Source organism: Alkalihalobacillus sp. R86527 (genome assembly GCF_042466185.1).
GTDB lineage: Bacteria > Bacillota > Bacilli > Bacillales > Guptibacillaceae > Guptibacillus.
This window is the reverse complement of the sequence record NZ_JAXHBW010000001.1, coordinates 2,532,953-2,550,116: the sequence shown is the minus strand read 5'-3', so window position 1 is coordinate 2,550,116 and position 17,164 is coordinate 2,532,953. Positions and strand designations below refer to the sequence as shown.

Genomic DNA, 17,164 nt, shown 5'->3' with positions numbered 1-17,164 from the left:
CAATTTTATTAGCCAAATCAACAAAATACGGTATACCCATCAGCAAAATATGGAAACTTAACAAAATAGCCATTCAGACTGGATTGTCTATGCATCTTATGCTACTTTTGATAATGACTTAAACTCGAGGAGGAAACACAATGAGCGTACATATTGGAGCAAAACAAGGCGATATTGCAGAAACGATTCTACTACCAGGCGATCCGCTACGAGCAAAATTCATCGCTGAGACATTTCTCGAAGATGTGGTTTGTTTTAATGAAGTAAGAGGGATGCTTGGCTATACAGGTACATATAAAGGCGAAAGAATTTCTGTGATGGGTACAGGGATGGGCGTACCATCGATTTCAATTTACGTGAACGAATTGATTCAGAGCTATGGCGTTAAGAACTTAATCCGCGTCGGTACGTGTGGCGCATTAAAGAAAGAAGTAAACGTAAGAGACGTCATTCTTGCGATGAGTGCAACGACTGACTCTGGAGTGAACCGTCTTCAGTTTGACGGAATGGACTTTGCGCCAACAGCAGATTTCAACTTACTTAAGAATGCTTATGATGCTGCAGCAGAAAAAGAAATGAGCGTTCATGTAGGTAATGTGTTCACAAGCGATTCGTTCTACCGTGATAATCCTGAGGTCTTCCAGAAACTTTCTGATTATCAAGTGCTAGGTGTAGAGATGGAAACTTCCGCACTTTACACGATTGCTGCGAAGTACGGTGTGAATGCTTTGACTGTATTAACAGTAAGCGACCATATTGTAACAGGAGAAGAAACAACTTCTGAAGAACGCCAAACGACGTTTAAAGACATGATGGTTATTGCGCTTGAGGCATCATTGAAGAAATAAAGAAGCGCTGATAGTAAAACTAGGCTGTCGAAATTGACAGCCTAGTTTTTTTGATTAAATTGGGTTGGAAGTCTGTTCTTCAAACGAGATCGATCACGTTGTCGATCGTTATGAAGGTGAAAGATACTGGGGTGATCCCGTAATCAGTATGCGATACCAACACGTTTATGAAGGTGATGTCCATTTAGAAGTTCATGGTAAACAAAGTTCGCAGTGTCCCCAACGGAAATTTTCTTACCGTCTTCTGGTAACACATCTTCTTCCGTTCGGTAATTCCCAACAGCTTCACCATCAGGTAAATACGTAGGACATACAATCGTCCAATCTACGTTACTTTCTTGGAGTACTTCGTAAACACTTCGGTGTTCTTCAGCTGCTCGAGTTATTTTTCGTTTTGATTCTGGTGATTCATAGCGGAACAATTTTGGTGATGTTCTACTATTCAATATCCCCGCTGTACCAACGGTAACGATCCGCTTGATCGCATGCTTCTTCATTGTATCGATGATGAGCGGAGTGCTTTCAGATAGAGTTGTGGCCTTATCTGTGCTGAGGGCACTTACGATCACATCCGCCTTACTAGCGGCTTCATCTAACTTAGATGCGTCGCGTACATCTCCTTCAACAATCGTGATTCCTTCTTTTATTTCGAGTCTCTCTTTCGAGCGGACGAGAACTGTTACCTCATGTTCATCCTCTACTGCTAATTTCAGAATGTGACTACCCACTCTTCCTGTACTGCCTAAAAGCAAAATGTGCATGGATTTTACCTCCTTCTTATCTCTCACAATTCTAGAAAAGTTCCTTGAAGATTGCAATCCAATTGAAATTCCGTAACAAACGTATGAATCCGAACGAATCGTTTTAAGGAAGAGTAAGAAAATTCTTAGTTTTACATGAGAATTAATGGAATTAGCCTTTTTTTACCAGAATTCTTTGTTAAACTACACTTAAGTCTGATTGAAAATCTCAACGATAAGAGAGGAGCTTTATAAATGAAGGAATCCTTACACAAAAGACTCGAAGAGCTCTATCCAAATATGGTGTCACTTAGAAGGGAACTTCACCAGCATCCTGAACTTTCATTTGAAGAAGTACGGACTCCTAGTTTAATCGCAGCGTTTTATGAAAACCTTGGTATGGAAGTCCGAACGGAAGTAGGAGGACGGGGTGTAGTTGCCACGCTAAACGGCAAGCATCCTGGTAAAACCGTTGCACTTCGAGCGGATTTCGATGCTCTTCCGATCCATGATCAAAAGAATGTTCCTTATAAATCCACAGTTCCTGGCGTTATGCACGCCTGCGGTCATGATGGACATACCTCTACGCTGCTTTATTTAGCTCAAGCCCTTTATGAGCAAAAAGAAAGCCTTGAAGGCAAAGTTGTTTTTATTCATCAGTTTGCTGAGGAGCTGGCACCTGGTGGCGCAAAACCGATGATCGAAGATGGTTGTCTCGACGGAGTTGATGTCTTGTTCGGAACACACTTATGGTCTGGTTTTCCAACAGGTACGATCGCATATAAATCTGGCGAGTTGATGGCTGCAGCGGACTCCTTTGAAATCGTCATTAAAGGGAAAGGTGGACACGGCGGGATTCCACATGAAGCGATCGACTCGATCGTTATAGCAAGTCAACTTGTAGGCAGCCTTCAACAAATCATCAGTCGATCGATTGACCCTGCGAAGACTGCAGTGCTTTCAGTAGGGTCGTTCAACGCTGGGTCAGCAAACAACGTTATCTCTGAAACAGCTACATTAACGGGTACGGTTCGAACGTTTGATATGGAAGTACGTGAAGATATTGTGAAGAGGATGGAACGAATCATCAAAGCTGCATGTGAAGCAGTTGGCGCTGACTATTCCTTTACCTATAAACGAGGCTACCCTCCTGTTGTGAACCATGAGGAAGAAACAAAGCTACTTGCGGACACTGTAGCAAAGGTTACGGATGTGACAGAAGCTCTTCAAATAGAAGCCATGATGATAGGTGAAGATGTCTCGTACTACTTGCAAGAGGTGCCAGGCACCTTCTTCTTAACAGGAGCAAGAAATGAAGAAGTCAATGCGGTGTATCCTCATCATCATCCAATGTTCGATATTGATGAAAGAGCGATGTTAATCGCAGCAAAAGCACTTGGAGACGTGACGTTAAATTATTTAGAAGTGTCTAAAATGAGTGCTATAGAGAGATAGTTTACAAGGATAGGGAGTGGACCGTATGGCGAAAGGATTACTTTACAACGAAGCAGAACTAAGTAAACGTCAACTTCACTTACTTATGGAAGTCTCCACGATCTTCAATTCATCATTGGATTTTTACTCTGTTATTCAATCGGTGATTGAAGAAGCTGTTTCTGCGATCGATGCTGCTGAGGGTGGGATTCTGTTTCTTTTAGATGAGAAGGGTGAAGGATTGCGAGTTGCGGCTTCATCTGGGTTTAATAAAGAAAGTTTAAGTGAAGTCATTCTAACGCCTGGAGAATCGATGACAGGTATGGCTTTCGAGAAAGAGAAAACGATGCATTTTCCTACAAGTGACAAAGCAGCGGAGGCGATGAGGACAATGACATCGCTTAATAAAGAACTTTACAATAAGTCAGCGATCCGTTTACCGATGAGCACCGTTTGTGTGCCAATCAAAAAAGATTCTTCTTGTACCGGGGTCATTGTCTTGGATAGCTTTGATGAAATGAAACAATTTAAAGCTGAAGATATCAAGCTTGTGGAGGCCATCTCTTCACAGGCTGCTATCGCAATCGAAAATGCAGGACTATATGAAAACAAAAAAACGTCGGTTGAGCGGCTGAAATCGTTCAATCAATCGGTGCTCGTCCAAAACGAAAATTTATCAAAATCGGTAGAAACGCATCAAGCACTTTCGGATTTCGGAATGGAAGAGAACTCTTTTCAAGATATATGTACGTTCTTAGCAAATTCAATTGATCGGCCCGTCGTATTATTTAGTCCTTTCGGTGATATCAAGGCTGCAAGTATGACAGAGATACCCGTGCTGGATGATCTGAAAAATGCCATCTTTCGTAACATACGCTCTACGGAGAAGCGGTTTGGTAGGAACGTTATGAATGGAAAAGGATTTATGCTTTTTGCGCTAGGTCGGTTAACGTTTCCGACGGGATACTTAGCGATTCTATCCACGACAACTCAGCTAACAAGGTTTGAGCATTCGGCAATTTGGCATTCATGCACAGTTGCGGGATTACAGCTGATGAAAAAGGAAATGGAAGAAAAAGAAAAGCAGCGACTTACAAATGAGCTTTTGATCACTATGATGTCAGTTGACGGTGAGGATTCTGACTTTGACTACCTTGCTTCTCGCTTATATACATGTGAAAACGGTTCGTACGCAATCGGACTCATTGATCTACCTAAAGAAAAGGGTGTTAAGGAAGAGTGGTCAAGGCAGTGCGTGCATTCTGCTATTCAACACTCAATTATAGAACATCACTATAAGAACATTCATGTAACGGAGTGGGGAAGACAAATCGTCATGCTTTTTCATTTTGATAAAGAAACAGAAGCGACTTGTGTAGTCAATCAAGTGGATACCTTTATATGTAATCTGAAACAGCTTCTTAGTTCTGTTATTGACGACCACCAGTATAGAATAGGGATCGGTAAACCTGTAAAAGGAGTTCAGAACTTGTACGTAACCTTCAAGGAAGCGAAGAAAACGATTACGTTCTTACGCAGGTTTACCTTTGATGGGAGCGTTTCCTGGTATGGAGAGATTGGGGCACTGCGCTTGTTACTTAACAATGAGGAACAGGAGCTTTCAGAATACGCTCTAGACTATCTATCACCGCTTCTTACTTATGAAAAAAGGAGGAAAGGAGACCTTTTTCACACGCTGTTTATCTATCTTTCTACAGGACAAGATTTAAGAAGAGCATCTGAATTGCTTCACGTGCACGTGAACACGATGAACTACCGCATTCAGAGAATTCAAGAGATATTGGATGTCGATTTTGATTCTCCTGGTGACTTATTAAACATTCAAGTTGCCTGCAATATCTATAAGTATTTATACGATGAGAGTTACTTATGATCAGGCTCTAAAAATGGTCTAAGTCTTTTAATGTATCGTCTTATATCAAATAATAATTTTGTTTGTGTTTTTTTGTCAGTTGTAAATGACAGTACATGTGAAATAGAAGGGAATGCCCCGTGTTCATTGAAGCGGACGGGTAAGGTTGCTTGCTTGAGTAAGTCTCCAGATTTTCGATCGATCAGTTCTACTTCTACATTCGCTTCAAAAGTGTCTGGGATATGATCGTCTTCAAGTCGACTGACCTTTTGTACCTTAAATAATAATTGATCCATGAGATACCTCCTCACCCATTTAGATACCCATCATTTTAAGAGATTACTCAAGAGAATGTGCCGAATCATGACTATTCATGTGACAATTTTGTTCGGTCATTTGTGAACATCCCAATGCTGGATGTGAAATATAGGATATTTTGATGAATTATGGAAGGGTATTTCAGGAAAGTGTCAAATAGATTACATAGTATAACTTTTTTCATTTTTCTTAAAGTAGTTAGTCATAATTCGAGCGGGGTATAAAATGGGGAATTTCACTTATACATTTCACTTTTTTCTAGTTGCATTGTCGATTTTTATGGTGGTGAGCTACACGTATACAGCGTTTGATTTTCATGAACGAACGGTGGGTATTTGCTCTAAGACTAAGAAACTGTGGGCATTGGGGAGTGCTGCTACTCTTGGATCGGGTATTTGGGTTCTATACTATATAGGGCTCCATGGGTATTCAAGTTACGTAGCTATTCAATTCGATCAACCATGGTTTATCATAATGTCGTTAACAATACCGTTAATCGGTTCGTTCGTGTCGTTTTTCTTAATCTCAAAAATGCAAGGCCGCCTTGTTCCAATCATCTTGGGCAGCATTTCCTTAACCGTAACGCTACTAGCCCTTCAGCTATTAAGCTCTGTATATGTGCTAGGGGTATCTTATAGTCTTACTAACGTTTGGCAATTAGTCGTGACGACTTTCATTGCGATGTTCTCGTCTTTTAGTAGTTTCTGGATTGTATATAGGATGAGGAGTGAAAAGAGACAGTTTATCAATAATGTAGTGGGAGCACTCATCTTAGGATTAGGTATTGCTTCCGTTCATTATTTCACCATCTCTTATGCTTCTTCATCCACGTCATTTAACATGGAAAAATACAGCGAGAACTCCATGATGCCTTACGTGATTCTAACTGCTGTTTTTATCGTTACGGTTCTTCTTTTGATAAGTGTTGTAAGGGATCGGAAGCTCGCATTGAAAACTGCGCAGCTTCAGGAGAGTGAACGCCGGTATAATTCTCTAGTAGAAAACAACCCGGATGGCATTATGCTTGTTGATTTAGAAGGTGCTATTATCAACTTTAATCCTGCGCTAGAGAAGATATCAGGGTATTCCTTTGAAGAAGCTAATCACATTAATTGTTATAGCATGCTTTCTTATGAAACAAAGAAAAGAAGCATGAAGTGCTTTTTAGAAGTGAAGAAAGGTATTCCACAAAAGTGCGAGTCCGCTATCTTACATAAGAAGGGACACGCGATTAAAGTGAAGCTTATCATGATCCCTCATGTGATTGATGGAAGCATAAAAGGTGTCATCGTTATTGTTGAAGATATTACAGAAATCAAGGAAACGGAAGAGCTGTTGAGAAAATCTGAGAAGCTAACAGCGGTTGGTGAATTGGCTGCAGGAGTTGGGCACGAAATTCGAAATCCTTTAACATCATTGAAAGGATTTGCGCACATTCTTTATACGTCTTCTGATGATTTGAAATCAAGAGAGTTCTTACAAATCATGCTATCTGAAATCGATCGGATCAATGTGATCGTGAGTGAATTCATGCTCCTAGCAAGACCACACGATAAGGAGTTCGATCAGTGTGATCTGATATCCCTTCTAAGACATGTTGTGACACTATTAAAAACCCAAGCGATCTTGAATGATGTGATGATCCGAACGCACTATGAATTCGATCGTCTTCTCATAATCTGTGAAGAAAATCAGATCAAACAAGTTTTCGTAAACCTTATCAAAAATGCGATTGAAGCGATGCCGAATGGCGGCATCATTACAGTGAAAGTCACGCTGAATAATGAGAACGAGGCAACGGTAAGCATAAGAGACCAGGGAGTCGGGATTTCGGCTGAACAGCTTCAGCGAATTGGAGAACCTTTCTACACGTTGAAAGAGAATGGAACTGGACTCGGTATGATGGTTAGTTTCAATATCATTGAAAATCATGGTGGTACGTTACAATTAACGAGTAGGGAGGGAGAGGGTACCACTGTACATGTTGCTTTACCTTCAGCTCAAGAAAATTTAATAAAAGTAAATTAAAGCGCTGGCTTTCGCCAGCGCTTCTTCATGTTTTTTACGTTCGCTCCCATTATTCGTCGACTCTTTCTTCTGCTTTTTTTGAGAGAAATCAAGCTCTAGAAATTCTGACGCTGGGATGTCTAATGCGGTCGATATCATTAATAACGTCTGCACATCAGGTGATCGTTTGTTATCTTCAATAGCTTTCATACTACCTCTTCCAATGCGAACTTTCACCGCAAGCTCTGCGATCGTCATTCCTTTTTCTTGTCGGTGTTTTCGAATTTTCTCAGATATGTTCATCGTCATCTCCCCCTGTCTTGTTTTTACTTCTCATTCAACAAGTGAGTAGCAGCTTATCATGCAATTGTATATCCTGTTTGAATAGGAAACTGTGACATTGCTCACGCTTACGATTCTAATTGATAAAGAAATGAATAAAATAGTATTGACAAAGATGGTGGAACGCGATAGTTTTGTACTAAGGAAACATTTGTGTGCGAATGCATAGTGTGATAAAAAAGAGTTGAGAACTTATCTTGGCTCCCTTTTTTTAAAATAAATTTTGCCCATGGTAAAAAAATATAAACGTGGCCAAGATTATATAGTGAATATGCACCGAGCCACCTTTTTTTCTACTATGCACAAATTCGCTGTCGAAGAATACAATTTTAATTAATTGAAAGTGAGGAACTAATTATGAACAAATTTCTAGGACTATTTCTAGGTGCCATCTTGGCGCTTGTTCTTACAGGATGCGGTAGCACGGATGAGGGGAGTGAGAACGACAAGATCGTTGTCACAACCACTATCGGACAGATTGCCGACATCGTGAAAAATGTAGGTGGAGAGCATGTAGAAGTTGATGGACTAATGGGACCAGGTATCGATCCTCACTTATATAAAGCTTCTCAAGGAGATATTAGTAAACTTTCTAAAGCAGATATAATTTTTTATAATGGTCTTCATCTAGAAGGTAAGATGGGCGATATCTTTGCAAAGATGAAGAAAGATAAGCCAACACATCCGGTCGCTGAAGCCATTCCAGAAGATATGCTTCTGCGTGACCAGGCTGATTCTTCAGCTGTCGATCCACATGTTTGGTTTAACATCGATCTTTGGAAATATGCAGTGGAAGAAGTTCGTGACGGTTTGATTGAGTATGACCCTGAACATAAAGACGAATATACGAAGAATACAGAAGCGTATTTGAATGAATTAGAAGAAGTGCAGGCAGAAGCTCAACAAAAGATCAATGAAATTCCAAAAGAAAGCCGCGTACTCGTAACCGCGCATGATGCGTTTCAGTACTTCGGTCAGGCTTATGGAATGGAAGTGAAGGGGCTGCAGGGTTTGAGCACGGATTCAGAATATGGCTTACGTGACGTTCAAAATCTTGTGAATGTGCTGGTCGATCGAAACATAAAGGCAGTATTTATTGAGAGTAGTATTTCTGAACGTTCTATTAATGCAGTGGTCGAAGGCTCAAGAGAAAAGGGTCACGATGTAAAAATTGGCGGGGAATTGTTCTCCGATGCGATGGGTGAGAAGGGAACACCAGAAGGTACGTACACTGGTATGTACCGTCATAATATTGAAATTATCACAAATTCTTTAAAATAAATTTCTTAAGAAGGCGAAAGGAGTTACAGGAATGAATCCGGTAGATATTTCAAACGTAACAGTTGCATATGACCGTAAGCCGGTACTTCAGGAAGTCACGTTTAGTGTTCCTGAAGGAAAGCTTATCGGGATTGTTGGTCCGAATGGTGCAGGTAAATCAACTCTGATCAAGGCTGTATTGGGTCTGATTCCAACCGCATCAGGAACGGTTCAAATATATGGAAAACCTTATCGAGCGCAAAGAAAACTTGTTGGGTATGTTCCTCAACGTGGCTCCGTTGATTGGGATTTCCCAACAAACGCACTTGATGTCGTACTAATGGGGCGTTATGGCCATATTGGTTGGTTTAAAAGACCGGGGAAGAAAGATACACAAATTGCACTCCAGGCTCTTGATAAGGTTGGTATGAAAGAATATGCGGATCGACAGATCAGTCAGCTTTCAGGTGGACAGCAACAGCGCGTATTCCTTGCGAGAGCTTTAGCTCAAGATGCCACTGTTTACTTTATGGATGAACCATTTGTAGGCGTTGACGCTGCAACGGAAAAAGCGATCATCGCACTATTGAACGAGTTAAAAGCACAGGGGAAAACCGTTCTAGTTGTCCATCACGACCTTCAAACAGTTAAAGAATATTTTGATTGGACACTTCTATTAAATAAGCGGCAGGTAGCGCTTGGGCCAACTGAAGAAGTGTTTACAATCGATAACCTACAGAAAACTTACGGAGGACGACTTGCTTTTCTCGATCAGCAAGTGAACCCGCCGTTTGTTCAACAGTGATAAGGAGGACCAGAAATGTGGAATGACATAATCCTCACGTTACAGGATGCAAACACACAATGGGTCCTCTTTGGATCCATACTTCTTGGAATAGCGAGTGGCGTGCTTGGAAGCTTTGCCCTTCTTCGCAAACAAAGTCTGATCGGTGATGCGATGGCACACGCAGCACTTCCAGGAATTTGTATCGCATTCCTTCTTTATGGTACAAAGTCGATCGGGTGGTTTCTTATTGGTGCTGCCATTTCTGGACTGCTGGCAACCTATTTCATCCAAACGATCATCCATCACTCAAGAATTAAAGAAGATACCGCGATCGGATTGGTGCTCTCAGTATTTTTTGGTTTTGGTATCGTACTATTAACGAAAATTGCACAGTCTGAAAATGGGAATCAAAGTGGGCTTGATGATTTTATCTTCGGGCAAGCAGCCTCTTTAGTAGGAACAGATGTAAAAGTAATCTCTGGAGTTGCAATCGCACTATTAATCATTACGTTCCTATTGTTCAAAGAGCTTAAATTGTTTACGTTCGACCGTCAATTTGCAAAGGGTATCGGACTACCGACAGGTTTGCTGAATGCCTTGTTAATGACGTTGATCGTGAGTGCTGTTGTGATCGGGCTTCAGGCTGTAGGTGTTATCTTGATGGCTGCGATGCTGATTACCCCAGCAATCTCTGCACGTTATTGGACTGATCGTTTAGATCGGATGGTAATCATAGCAGGTGGTATCGGGGCACTATCAGGAACGCTTGGTACGATTTTAAGTTCGATGGCGAGTAGTTTACCTACTGGACCAGTCATCGTGGTAGCAGCAACGCTAATATTTATTTTTTCTCTCGTATTTGCTCCACAGCGTGGACTGGTTTCAAAAGGGTTGAAACTCTATAAAATCCGTAAGGAAGTAGCACGTGAAACAGTCCTTCAGACTTTGTATGACTTAACAGAAACAGCAACAACGACTGAAGGAGAAATCGATTTTTCTAAAGAAGAACTTGTCGAACGTAGGCCGTTGAGTGACAGAAAGCTTCATGCGAATCTCGTCATCCTTGAAAAAGAAGGCTTGATCGCAAAGACGGATGATAACCTTTGGAAACTAACATCTAAAGGTGCAATGGAAAGTTATGAAATTACGTTAAACAACAGATTGTTTGAAACGTATCTCATGTATGAGATGAAGTTCGCTCATCTGCAGCTTGCTGCAAACGATTCATGGAATTATAAGGAGATCCCCACCAATACACTTCATGAATTAAAGGAATACATGGCGATTCATGATCGAACGCCGAAATTAGATCCGGAATTATTTGCAACAGGCGGCATTTATAGTGATCAAACAGAGTTTCAAAGAAAAAGGGAGGTGAACTGATCATGAGCTATGGTGCTTGGATCATACTTACAGGTTCTCTTGTAGGTGTTTCATGTGGAATCGTTGGTTGTTTTCTTATTTTGAGAAAAATGGCGATGTTAGCTGATGCGATCAGTCACACCGTCTTATTGGGAATCGTGCTCGCGTATCTCATAAGTCACTCCCTTGAAGGGATCTATATGCTCATCGGAGCAGGAATAATCGGTCTCCTAACGGCATTTCTAGTGCAAGTGCTCGATACTTCCGGTGTTCAATCTGATGCTGCGATTGGTGTTGTGTTCACATCACTGTTCGCTTTTGGAGTGATCTTACTATCAGCCTTCGCAGGTAAAGTACACCTTGACGTAAATCATGCGCTGATGGGGGAAATAACGTTTATCCCTTGGGATACATTGACGATCAACGGAATAGACCTAGGACCATCGGCCGTATGGATGCTTGGGTTCGTTCTCATTCTTAACCTCACGCTGATCTTTCTTTTCTATAAAGAAATCAAGATCAGCTCATTTGATCCTGCTATGGCAACTGCAATCGGAATTCCAGTAGCATTTATTCACTATTTGTTAATGTCTATGGTATCGATCACGACAGTGGCTTCCTTCGATAGCGTTGGGGCAATCCTTGTTGTTGCGATGTTGATTGTACCTGGTGCAACAGCATACTTGTTAACTGATCGCCTTCTCATCATGCTAGTGATCAGTGCAGTAATCGGAGTTGTTTCTGCTGTTGGAGGGTATTATGCAGCTCTTACATGGAATGTTTCGATCGCAGGTTCAATGGCGTCAATCGCTGGTTTGATTTTTGGTCTAACGTTTATTTTATCTCCAAAACATGGCATGTTAGGAAAAGTACTCGCGAGAAGATCACTATCTGCTCAACACTCGTAAATGGTTTAACGCGATAAATTACAGAAGAAATGATTCAAAACTATATGAAAATTTAGAGACTTATAGTATAGTAAATTCATATCGATAGACTGTACCCACAGATCTATCTCCTCAATTGAAGTGCCATACTTGCGAATGCTGGATTCGCAAGTATGGCTATTTCTTTTTTCATTTTTAGATTGAAATGAGTTTCCTTAGGGAATATACCTGAGAGATTGAAATAGTTGGAAGGAGAAATCAAGATGGATGTAGGTACAGAATCAAAAGCTAAAGCTCAGCAAGCCGCTAATGATGTTAAGCCCTGGATAAGAGGTTTTGCGAGGATGGGCTACGTCGCTAAAGGCATTGTTTACTTAATAATTGGGATCCTAGCACTTCAAGCCGCCATAGGTTCTGGTGGGAAAACCACAGATTCAAAAGGGGCATTCGTATCGATAGCATCAAAGCCATTTGGGGAGGTGCTACTTTGGGTCTTAGCTGTTGGACTGCTTGGCTATGCCATGTGGAAGTGTATTCAGGGAATAAAAGACCCGGAGAAGAAAGGGAATGGAACGAAAGAAATTTTCTTGCGAATTGGATTTGTTGGAAGTGGAATCGTTCATGTGTTCCTTGCGTACAATGCCGTTCAGATCATATCTAGAGCTGGGAGCTCTTCTTCTGGTGGAAAACAGACGTGGTCAGCTATGCTTTTGAGTAAACCATTTGGTCAATGGATCATCGCACTAATCGGAGTAGGGTTTATTGTCTTCGGTATCGCTCAAGTCGTTCGTGCATATAAGAAGTCATTTATGAAGCGTTTGAAGAATCATAACATGCACGACCAAGAGGAATGGTGGGGAAAGCGCGTAGGGCAATTTGGTCTAAGTGCAAGAGGGATAGTATTCGCCTTGATGGGAATCTTCTTTATCCAAACAGCGATCACAGCTAATCCAGATAAAACGAAAGGTCTTGACGGTGCACTTTCAGAGCTTGCTCAGCAACCTTATGGAATGATTCTGTTAGGAGTCGTTGCACTTGGTTTTATTGCATATGGGTTATTTATGTTTATAAAAGCGAAGAATAGACGAGTAACCGTTTCTTCATAGGTGGGTGACAGTATGAAAGAGATCTCTTTACAAGATGCATTAGACTCTATACGCAATCAGAAATTATTCTTTTTATATCTATATGGAACAAACTGTTCCGTTTGTCATGCGCTCCTCCCACAAGTTGAGGAGATACTAAACGATTATCCAGAAATACAATATGCAAAGTTAAATGTCCATGAAATACCCGAAGCGGCAGGAGAGTTTTCTGTTTTCACCATTCCTGTTCTACTTTTGTACGTAGAAGGAAAAGAAACGATCAGGGAAGCAAGGTTTGTTAACATGGCGTCCTTTGGCGCAAGTATCGAAAGGATTACTACACTGTTCAAGGAATAATGAAACCAGCATCCAACCGGATGCTGGTTTTTTTATGTGTTTTCACAAAAAAACCTTTGTTATCATCATTAAATTTGGGTGTTTATAATAATTTGGATTTTTCTGAAAAATAGGTTGAACCTTTTTCTTTTATTGTTATATAATACTAACATATTAAGTTAGTTGTACTATAACAGTTAGGAGGAAGATAAAATGAATTGTTATACCTGTTCTGGAAATGGTGAACTCTCTTGTCCGCATTGCAATGGTAAGGATCGTAAGGCTGAACAATGCTCACATTGCCGTGGAGAAGGGTGCGTAGGATGTCACCGCTGTAGTGGTAATGGACGTTTGGATTGATTGGGAGGGGGCTCTAGATGGGAACGTTGGATATAGAAAGAGTATCTGTAGCAAAGTCAGAAGCATTGTTCCTAAAGAGATTATTACAGAAGTTTAATGAAGAACAGCACAAGCAGATCCAAGAGCAGCTGACGATTTCACAAACTAACGAGCATTCAAAACGTGTTCGTGAGACGTATTGGAACATCAAGCCAGTTCGAGCAGATTTGCAAGACCAACGAGTCAGTTTGACCCCCAACGAGCATTCAGAAATAAAGCGAAGTCTTGAAGCAGGAGCGAACCTTGTTACGATCGATTTTCACAGATCCTCTTCTGACGTGCATTCATCATTAGAAATTATCCATCATTTTATTCAAGAGAGCAGTACACGTCTCGATAAAAAAGTTCCTGCCATTATGATTCAAGTTGGGTCGATCAGTTCTCAAACGTTGATGACGGTTGGATCATACATGTTCAGAAACGCTGAATACCTTTTAGGGATGCGATCAGCACCTTATTTGTTACTACACGGAATCGACTCATATCGAACAGCAAGACTGTGGAAGGAAATGATTTGTTTTGCTGAGGATGAACTTTCGCTCGTGAATGGAACGGTGAAAGCTGCAGTCGTTATCGACGAATCGAATTGGAGAGAGTGTGATGAAATTCTATTCGAATTAAGAAAACACTGTGCAGGACTTAGGGTTTCAATAGAAAATTTTGACCAAGAAAGTATGATCGTACAAAACACCATTCACGTTGGACATATGCGTGGTGCTCATGTTCTTTGCGTATGGAAATTTGGAAACGTTAGCGAAGTTGATGCACGTTCTACAGCGATCACAGGGTTTGACGGAATGTGTATTACCAAACCTTCCGACATGAAGAAAGTTAAACATATCTGGAATCTCGTTATGCCTGAAAGTAATCAGATATGGAAGAAGCGGAATCGCGAGTGTTGATAATAGGAGGAGGAAACTATGATGAGTGAAGAAGGAAAGAAGATATTGGCTAGCTGGAAAGAGGATCGTTTTAAGGGAGTTGAGAGACCTTATACGGCAGAAGATGTACTTAAATTAAGAGGTTCTGTTCAGATTGAACATACGCTGGCACGTAGAGGTGCTGAAAGGCTATGGAAATCCATCCATGAAGAAGATTTTGTGAATGCACTTGGAGCTTTAACGGGTAATCAAGCTGTACAACAAGTAAAAGCGGGCTTGCAGGCCATATACTTAAGCGGGTGGCAGGTTGCTGCTGACGCAAACGTTTCAGGACAAATGTATCCGGATCAAAGTTTATATCCTGTTAATAGCGTGCCTCAAGTAGTTAAGCGCATTAATCAAGCGCTTCAACGCGCTGATCAAATCGAACATTCAGAAGGCATTCACGACCGTGACTGGTTCGTTCCGATCGTTGCCGATGCAGAAGCTGGGTTTGGTGGGGCACTGAATGTGTTTGAACTGATGAAGTCGATGATTGAAGCGGGTGCAGCAGGCGTTCATTTCGAAGATCAACTTTCTTCTGAGAAAAAGTGTGGTCATCTAGGTGGGAAAGTGTTGCTACCGACTCAGCAAGCAGTACGAAACCTAATCTCTGCAAGGCTTGCAGCAGATGTCATGGGCGTGCCTACGCTTATCATCGCTAGGACAGATGCGAATGCTGCAAATCTAATAACGAGCGATGTCGATCACTATGATCGAGCGTTTATAACAGGAGAGCGCACACCTGAAGGCTTCTTCTATACGAAAGCAGGACTTGATCAAGCGATTGCAAGAGGACTCGCGTATGCCCCTTATGCAGACCTCGTATGGTGTGAAACATCTGAACCAAACCTGGAAGAAGCGAAGCGATTTGCGGCTGCTATTCATGAGAAATTCCCTGGGAAACTTCTTGCTTATAATTGCTCTCCATCGTTTAACTGGAAGAAGAAGCTTGATGACGAAACGATCGCGAAATTCCAAAAGGAATTAGGAAAGATGGGCTATAAATTCCAGTTCGTTACGTTAGCTGGTTTCCACGCTCTTAACCATAGCATGTTTGAGCTTGCAAGAGACTATAAAGATCATGGAATGGCTGCATACTCCAAGCTTCAGCAGGCAGAGTTCGCTAGTGAAGTTGATGGATATACAGCGACAAGGCACCAGAGAGAGGTAGGAACAGGATATTTCGATGCTGTTTCTCAAGTAATCGCAGGTGGTACATCTTCGACAACAGCGCTTAAAGGCTCAACGGAAGAAGAGCAGTTTACAACTTCGAATTAGGGATGAAAACCGGCTAAAAGGATCGGTATATATAACTAATCAGTTTGTAGAGGAACTGTATGTTTCTTTTTAAGTAAAAAACCGGCTGACATACAGCCGGTTTTTCCATTACTTAAATTTAATGTTTGATTCAACGATCGTTCCGCCTTCTGTTGCTTCTTTCAGGCAATCAAGGGCTTTATGAAGAACCTGCTGTTGTTGTTCTTTGTTACCAGGTTGTCCTACAGCACTTCCGAACGGAAATCTGTTATATAAGGTACGGGGGATCTTAACATAGTCTGCTATTTCTTTTGACATTGAAAGTGTAATTGTTGGAATCCCGTGTTCTTCCAAGATGCGCGCGACCAGACCGGCCGACTGTTGGCAAACTGGTCAGGAAGGGACCAACAATGCGAAATCAACGTTTTGTTGAAGTAGTTTTTGTGCTACTTCAGGTGCTGTCACCTGTTTAAGTGGATGAGGAGTTGGGATATAACCCATAAAACTGTAATGAGTATTTGCTAATTCTCCAATCCTACCCTCAGCCACCAATTCGTTCATTCTTTCGAGTGGAAAGAGGACGTTAGGGTCCTGCCTCACGTTCGTTTGATCATAATGTTCGTGTGAAAAAGATAGATCTTTATTTGCTGTAGATACAGGTATTTCTCGGTATGATGGGTCACCTAGCCCGAAATGATCGGTAAAAGGTGTTTGACCTTTCACATAAACACCGCCTGTAGAAATGACCGCACCTTTTGCCTGACTAAGATCCTTTGTAAAAGGTGTAAAAGGTGTAGTCTCATTCTTTTCATATCGAAAAGAGGGAACCCAATTTTTTCTTACTGCTTCTTCAACTTTTTCAATCAATTTTACTCCTCCTTTCCAATCATACTATCTCCATTCCGTTTTATCATTTATGCTGATAGAAGAAAAGATATATGCTCTTGTTAGCATAATTAGAAGGACAAGTTAATATGATGAGTAATAAAACGCGAGGAGGGACAGGCAGAAATGAAAAAGACAGTTACTGCACATGTGACATGATCTTTCGTTTCTTCATTTTTCTTATAGGCTTTGGTCTCTCTGTTGCGGGTGGCGTCACTTTAATTCTAGAATTAAACTTTATTATTATCGGGCATACGGTTTTTGAGTATTTACAATATATTTCGACAAGGCCAGAGTTATTTTTATTCGCTTCCGGCATCATTGTGATTTGGGTGAGTGTTTATTGGCCTAGGTTTTAAATGTGTGAAATCCCATTTTCTCCGCGAATGTCCCTTTCAATATCTATCCCTTTCCATAACCT

The 17,164-nt window shown here is 41.2% G+C and carries 18 protein-coding genes; 13 read left to right on the top strand and 5 right to left on the bottom strand.

Annotated features, from left to right (window positions below):
• Nucleotides 1–140 precede the first annotated feature (140 nt).
• Complete coding sequence (gene deoD, locus SJY16_RS13095; protein WP_377889790.1) at nucleotides 141–848, top strand: purine-nucleoside phosphorylase; 708 nt, start codon at nucleotides 141–143, stop codon at nucleotides 846–848.
• Nucleotides 849–991: 143 nt separating this feature from the next.
• On the opposite strand, the gene SJY16_RS13090 is transcribed toward deoD, so the two are convergent.
• On the bottom strand, nucleotides 992–1,609 hold the full coding sequence (locus SJY16_RS13090; RefSeq protein ID WP_377889788.1) for an NAD(P)-dependent oxidoreductase: 618 nt from the start codon (nucleotides 1,607–1,609) through the stop codon (nucleotides 992–994).
• A 234-nt stretch (nucleotides 1,610–1,843) separates the two neighbouring features.
• On the opposite strand from SJY16_RS13090, the gene SJY16_RS13085 reads away from it, so the two are divergent.
• Together SJY16_RS13085 and SJY16_RS13080 are read left to right on the top strand one after the other, a co-directional pair.
• The gene (locus SJY16_RS13085; protein ID WP_377889786.1) at nucleotides 1,844–3,043 is read left to right on the top strand and encodes an amidohydrolase; all 1,200 of its coding nucleotides are present in this window, start codon (nucleotides 1,844–1,846) and stop codon (nucleotides 3,041–3,043) included.
• A gap of 25 nt (nucleotides 3,044–3,068) precedes the next feature.
• Nucleotides 3,069–4,916: a helix-turn-helix domain-containing protein gene (locus SJY16_RS13080; RefSeq protein ID WP_377889785.1), complete on the top strand. Its 1,848-nt coding sequence runs from the start codon at nucleotides 3,069–3,071 to the stop codon at nucleotides 4,914–4,916.
• Here SJY16_RS13080 and SJY16_RS13075 read toward each other — a convergent pair.
• Nucleotides 4,907–5,191 carry a hypothetical protein gene (locus SJY16_RS13075; protein ID WP_377889783.1) on the bottom strand — a complete coding sequence of 95 codons (285 nt, stop codon included), beginning with the start codon at nucleotides 5,189–5,191 and terminating at the stop codon, nucleotides 4,907–4,909. The genes SJY16_RS13080 and SJY16_RS13075 overlap by 10 nt on opposite strands.
• 247 nt (nucleotides 5,192–5,438) lie before the next feature.
• On the opposite strand from SJY16_RS13075, the gene SJY16_RS13070 reads away from it, so the two are divergent.
• The gene (locus tag SJY16_RS13070; protein WP_377889782.1) at nucleotides 5,439–7,241 is read left to right on the top strand and encodes an ATP-binding protein; all 1,803 of its coding nucleotides are present in this window, start codon (nucleotides 5,439–5,441) and stop codon (nucleotides 7,239–7,241) included.
• Here the strand turns inward: SJY16_RS13070 and SJY16_RS13065 are convergent.
• Nucleotides 7,224–7,523 (bottom strand): helix-turn-helix domain-containing protein, encoded by a 300-nt coding sequence (locus SJY16_RS13065; RefSeq protein ID WP_377889780.1) that lies wholly within the window; start codon nucleotides 7,521–7,523, stop codon nucleotides 7,224–7,226. The two genes, SJY16_RS13070 and SJY16_RS13065, sit on opposite strands and share 18 nt — an antisense overlap.
• 396 nt (nucleotides 7,524–7,919) lie before the next feature.
• Here SJY16_RS13065 and SJY16_RS13060 point away from each other — a divergent pair, with 396 nt between their 5' ends.
• The 8 genes from SJY16_RS13060 (at nucleotide 7,920) to aceA (ending at nucleotide 15,879) form a co-directional block, all read left to right on the top strand.
• Nucleotides 7,920–8,843 carry a metal ABC transporter solute-binding protein, Zn/Mn family gene (locus SJY16_RS13060; protein WP_377889779.1) on the top strand — a complete coding sequence of 308 codons (924 nt, stop codon included), beginning with the start codon at nucleotides 7,920–7,922 and terminating at the stop codon, nucleotides 8,841–8,843.
• A 31-nt stretch (nucleotides 8,844–8,874) separates the two neighbouring features.
• Entirely contained in the window at nucleotides 8,875–9,627 is a 753-nt protein-coding gene (locus SJY16_RS13055) for a metal ABC transporter ATP-binding protein (RefSeq protein WP_377889777.1), read from the top strand.
• Nucleotides 9,628–9,642: 15 nt separating this feature from the next.
• Nucleotides 9,643–10,992, top strand: a complete 1,350-nt coding sequence (locus SJY16_RS13050) for a metal ABC transporter permease (protein ID WP_377889775.1) — start codon at nucleotides 9,643–9,645, stop codon at nucleotides 10,990–10,992.
• A gap of 2 nt (nucleotides 10,993–10,994) precedes the next feature.
• Entirely contained in the window at nucleotides 10,995–11,879 is an 885-nt protein-coding gene (locus SJY16_RS13045; RefSeq protein ID WP_377889773.1) for a metal ABC transporter permease, read from the top strand.
• Nucleotides 11,880–12,121: 242 nt separating this feature from the next.
• Nucleotides 12,122–12,964 (top strand): DUF1206 domain-containing protein, encoded by an 843-nt coding sequence (locus tag SJY16_RS13040; RefSeq protein WP_377889771.1) that lies wholly within the window; start codon nucleotides 12,122–12,124, stop codon nucleotides 12,962–12,964.
• A 12-nt stretch (nucleotides 12,965–12,976) separates the two neighbouring features.
• Nucleotides 12,977–13,300, top strand: a complete 324-nt coding sequence (locus SJY16_RS13035; RefSeq protein ID WP_377889769.1) for a thioredoxin family protein — start codon at nucleotides 12,977–12,979, stop codon at nucleotides 13,298–13,300.
• Between the two features lie 356 nt (nucleotides 13,301–13,656).
• Nucleotides 13,657–14,580: an aldolase/citrate lyase/malate synthase family protein gene (locus SJY16_RS13030; RefSeq protein WP_377889768.1), complete on the top strand. Its 924-nt coding sequence runs from the start codon at nucleotides 13,657–13,659 to the stop codon at nucleotides 14,578–14,580.
• 18 nt (nucleotides 14,581–14,598) lie between these two features.
• Nucleotides 14,599–15,879: an isocitrate lyase gene (gene aceA, locus SJY16_RS13025; protein ID WP_377889766.1), complete on the top strand. Its 1,281-nt coding sequence runs from the start codon at nucleotides 14,599–14,601 to the stop codon at nucleotides 15,877–15,879.
• 108 nt (nucleotides 15,880–15,987) lie between these two features.
• Here aceA and SJY16_RS13020 read toward each other — a convergent pair whose 3' ends face one another.
• Nucleotides 15,988–16,212, bottom strand: a complete 225-nt coding sequence (locus SJY16_RS13020; protein WP_377889764.1) for a hypothetical protein — start codon at nucleotides 16,210–16,212, stop codon at nucleotides 15,988–15,990.
• 39 nt (nucleotides 16,213–16,251) lie between these two features.
• A complete protein-coding gene (locus SJY16_RS13015; protein WP_377889762.1) occupies nucleotides 16,252–16,725 on the bottom strand; it encodes a glycine/sarcosine/betaine reductase selenoprotein B family protein in 474 nt (157 codons plus the stop codon).
• A 107-nt stretch (nucleotides 16,726–16,832) separates the two neighbouring features.
• Between SJY16_RS13015 and SJY16_RS13010 the strand changes: the two genes are divergently transcribed.
• Nucleotides 16,833–17,102, top strand: coding sequence for a YuzI family membrane protein (locus SJY16_RS13010; protein WP_377889760.1), 270 nt, complete (start codon nucleotides 16,833–16,835; stop codon nucleotides 17,100–17,102).
• The last annotated feature ends 62 nt before the right edge of the window (nucleotides 17,103–17,164 follow it).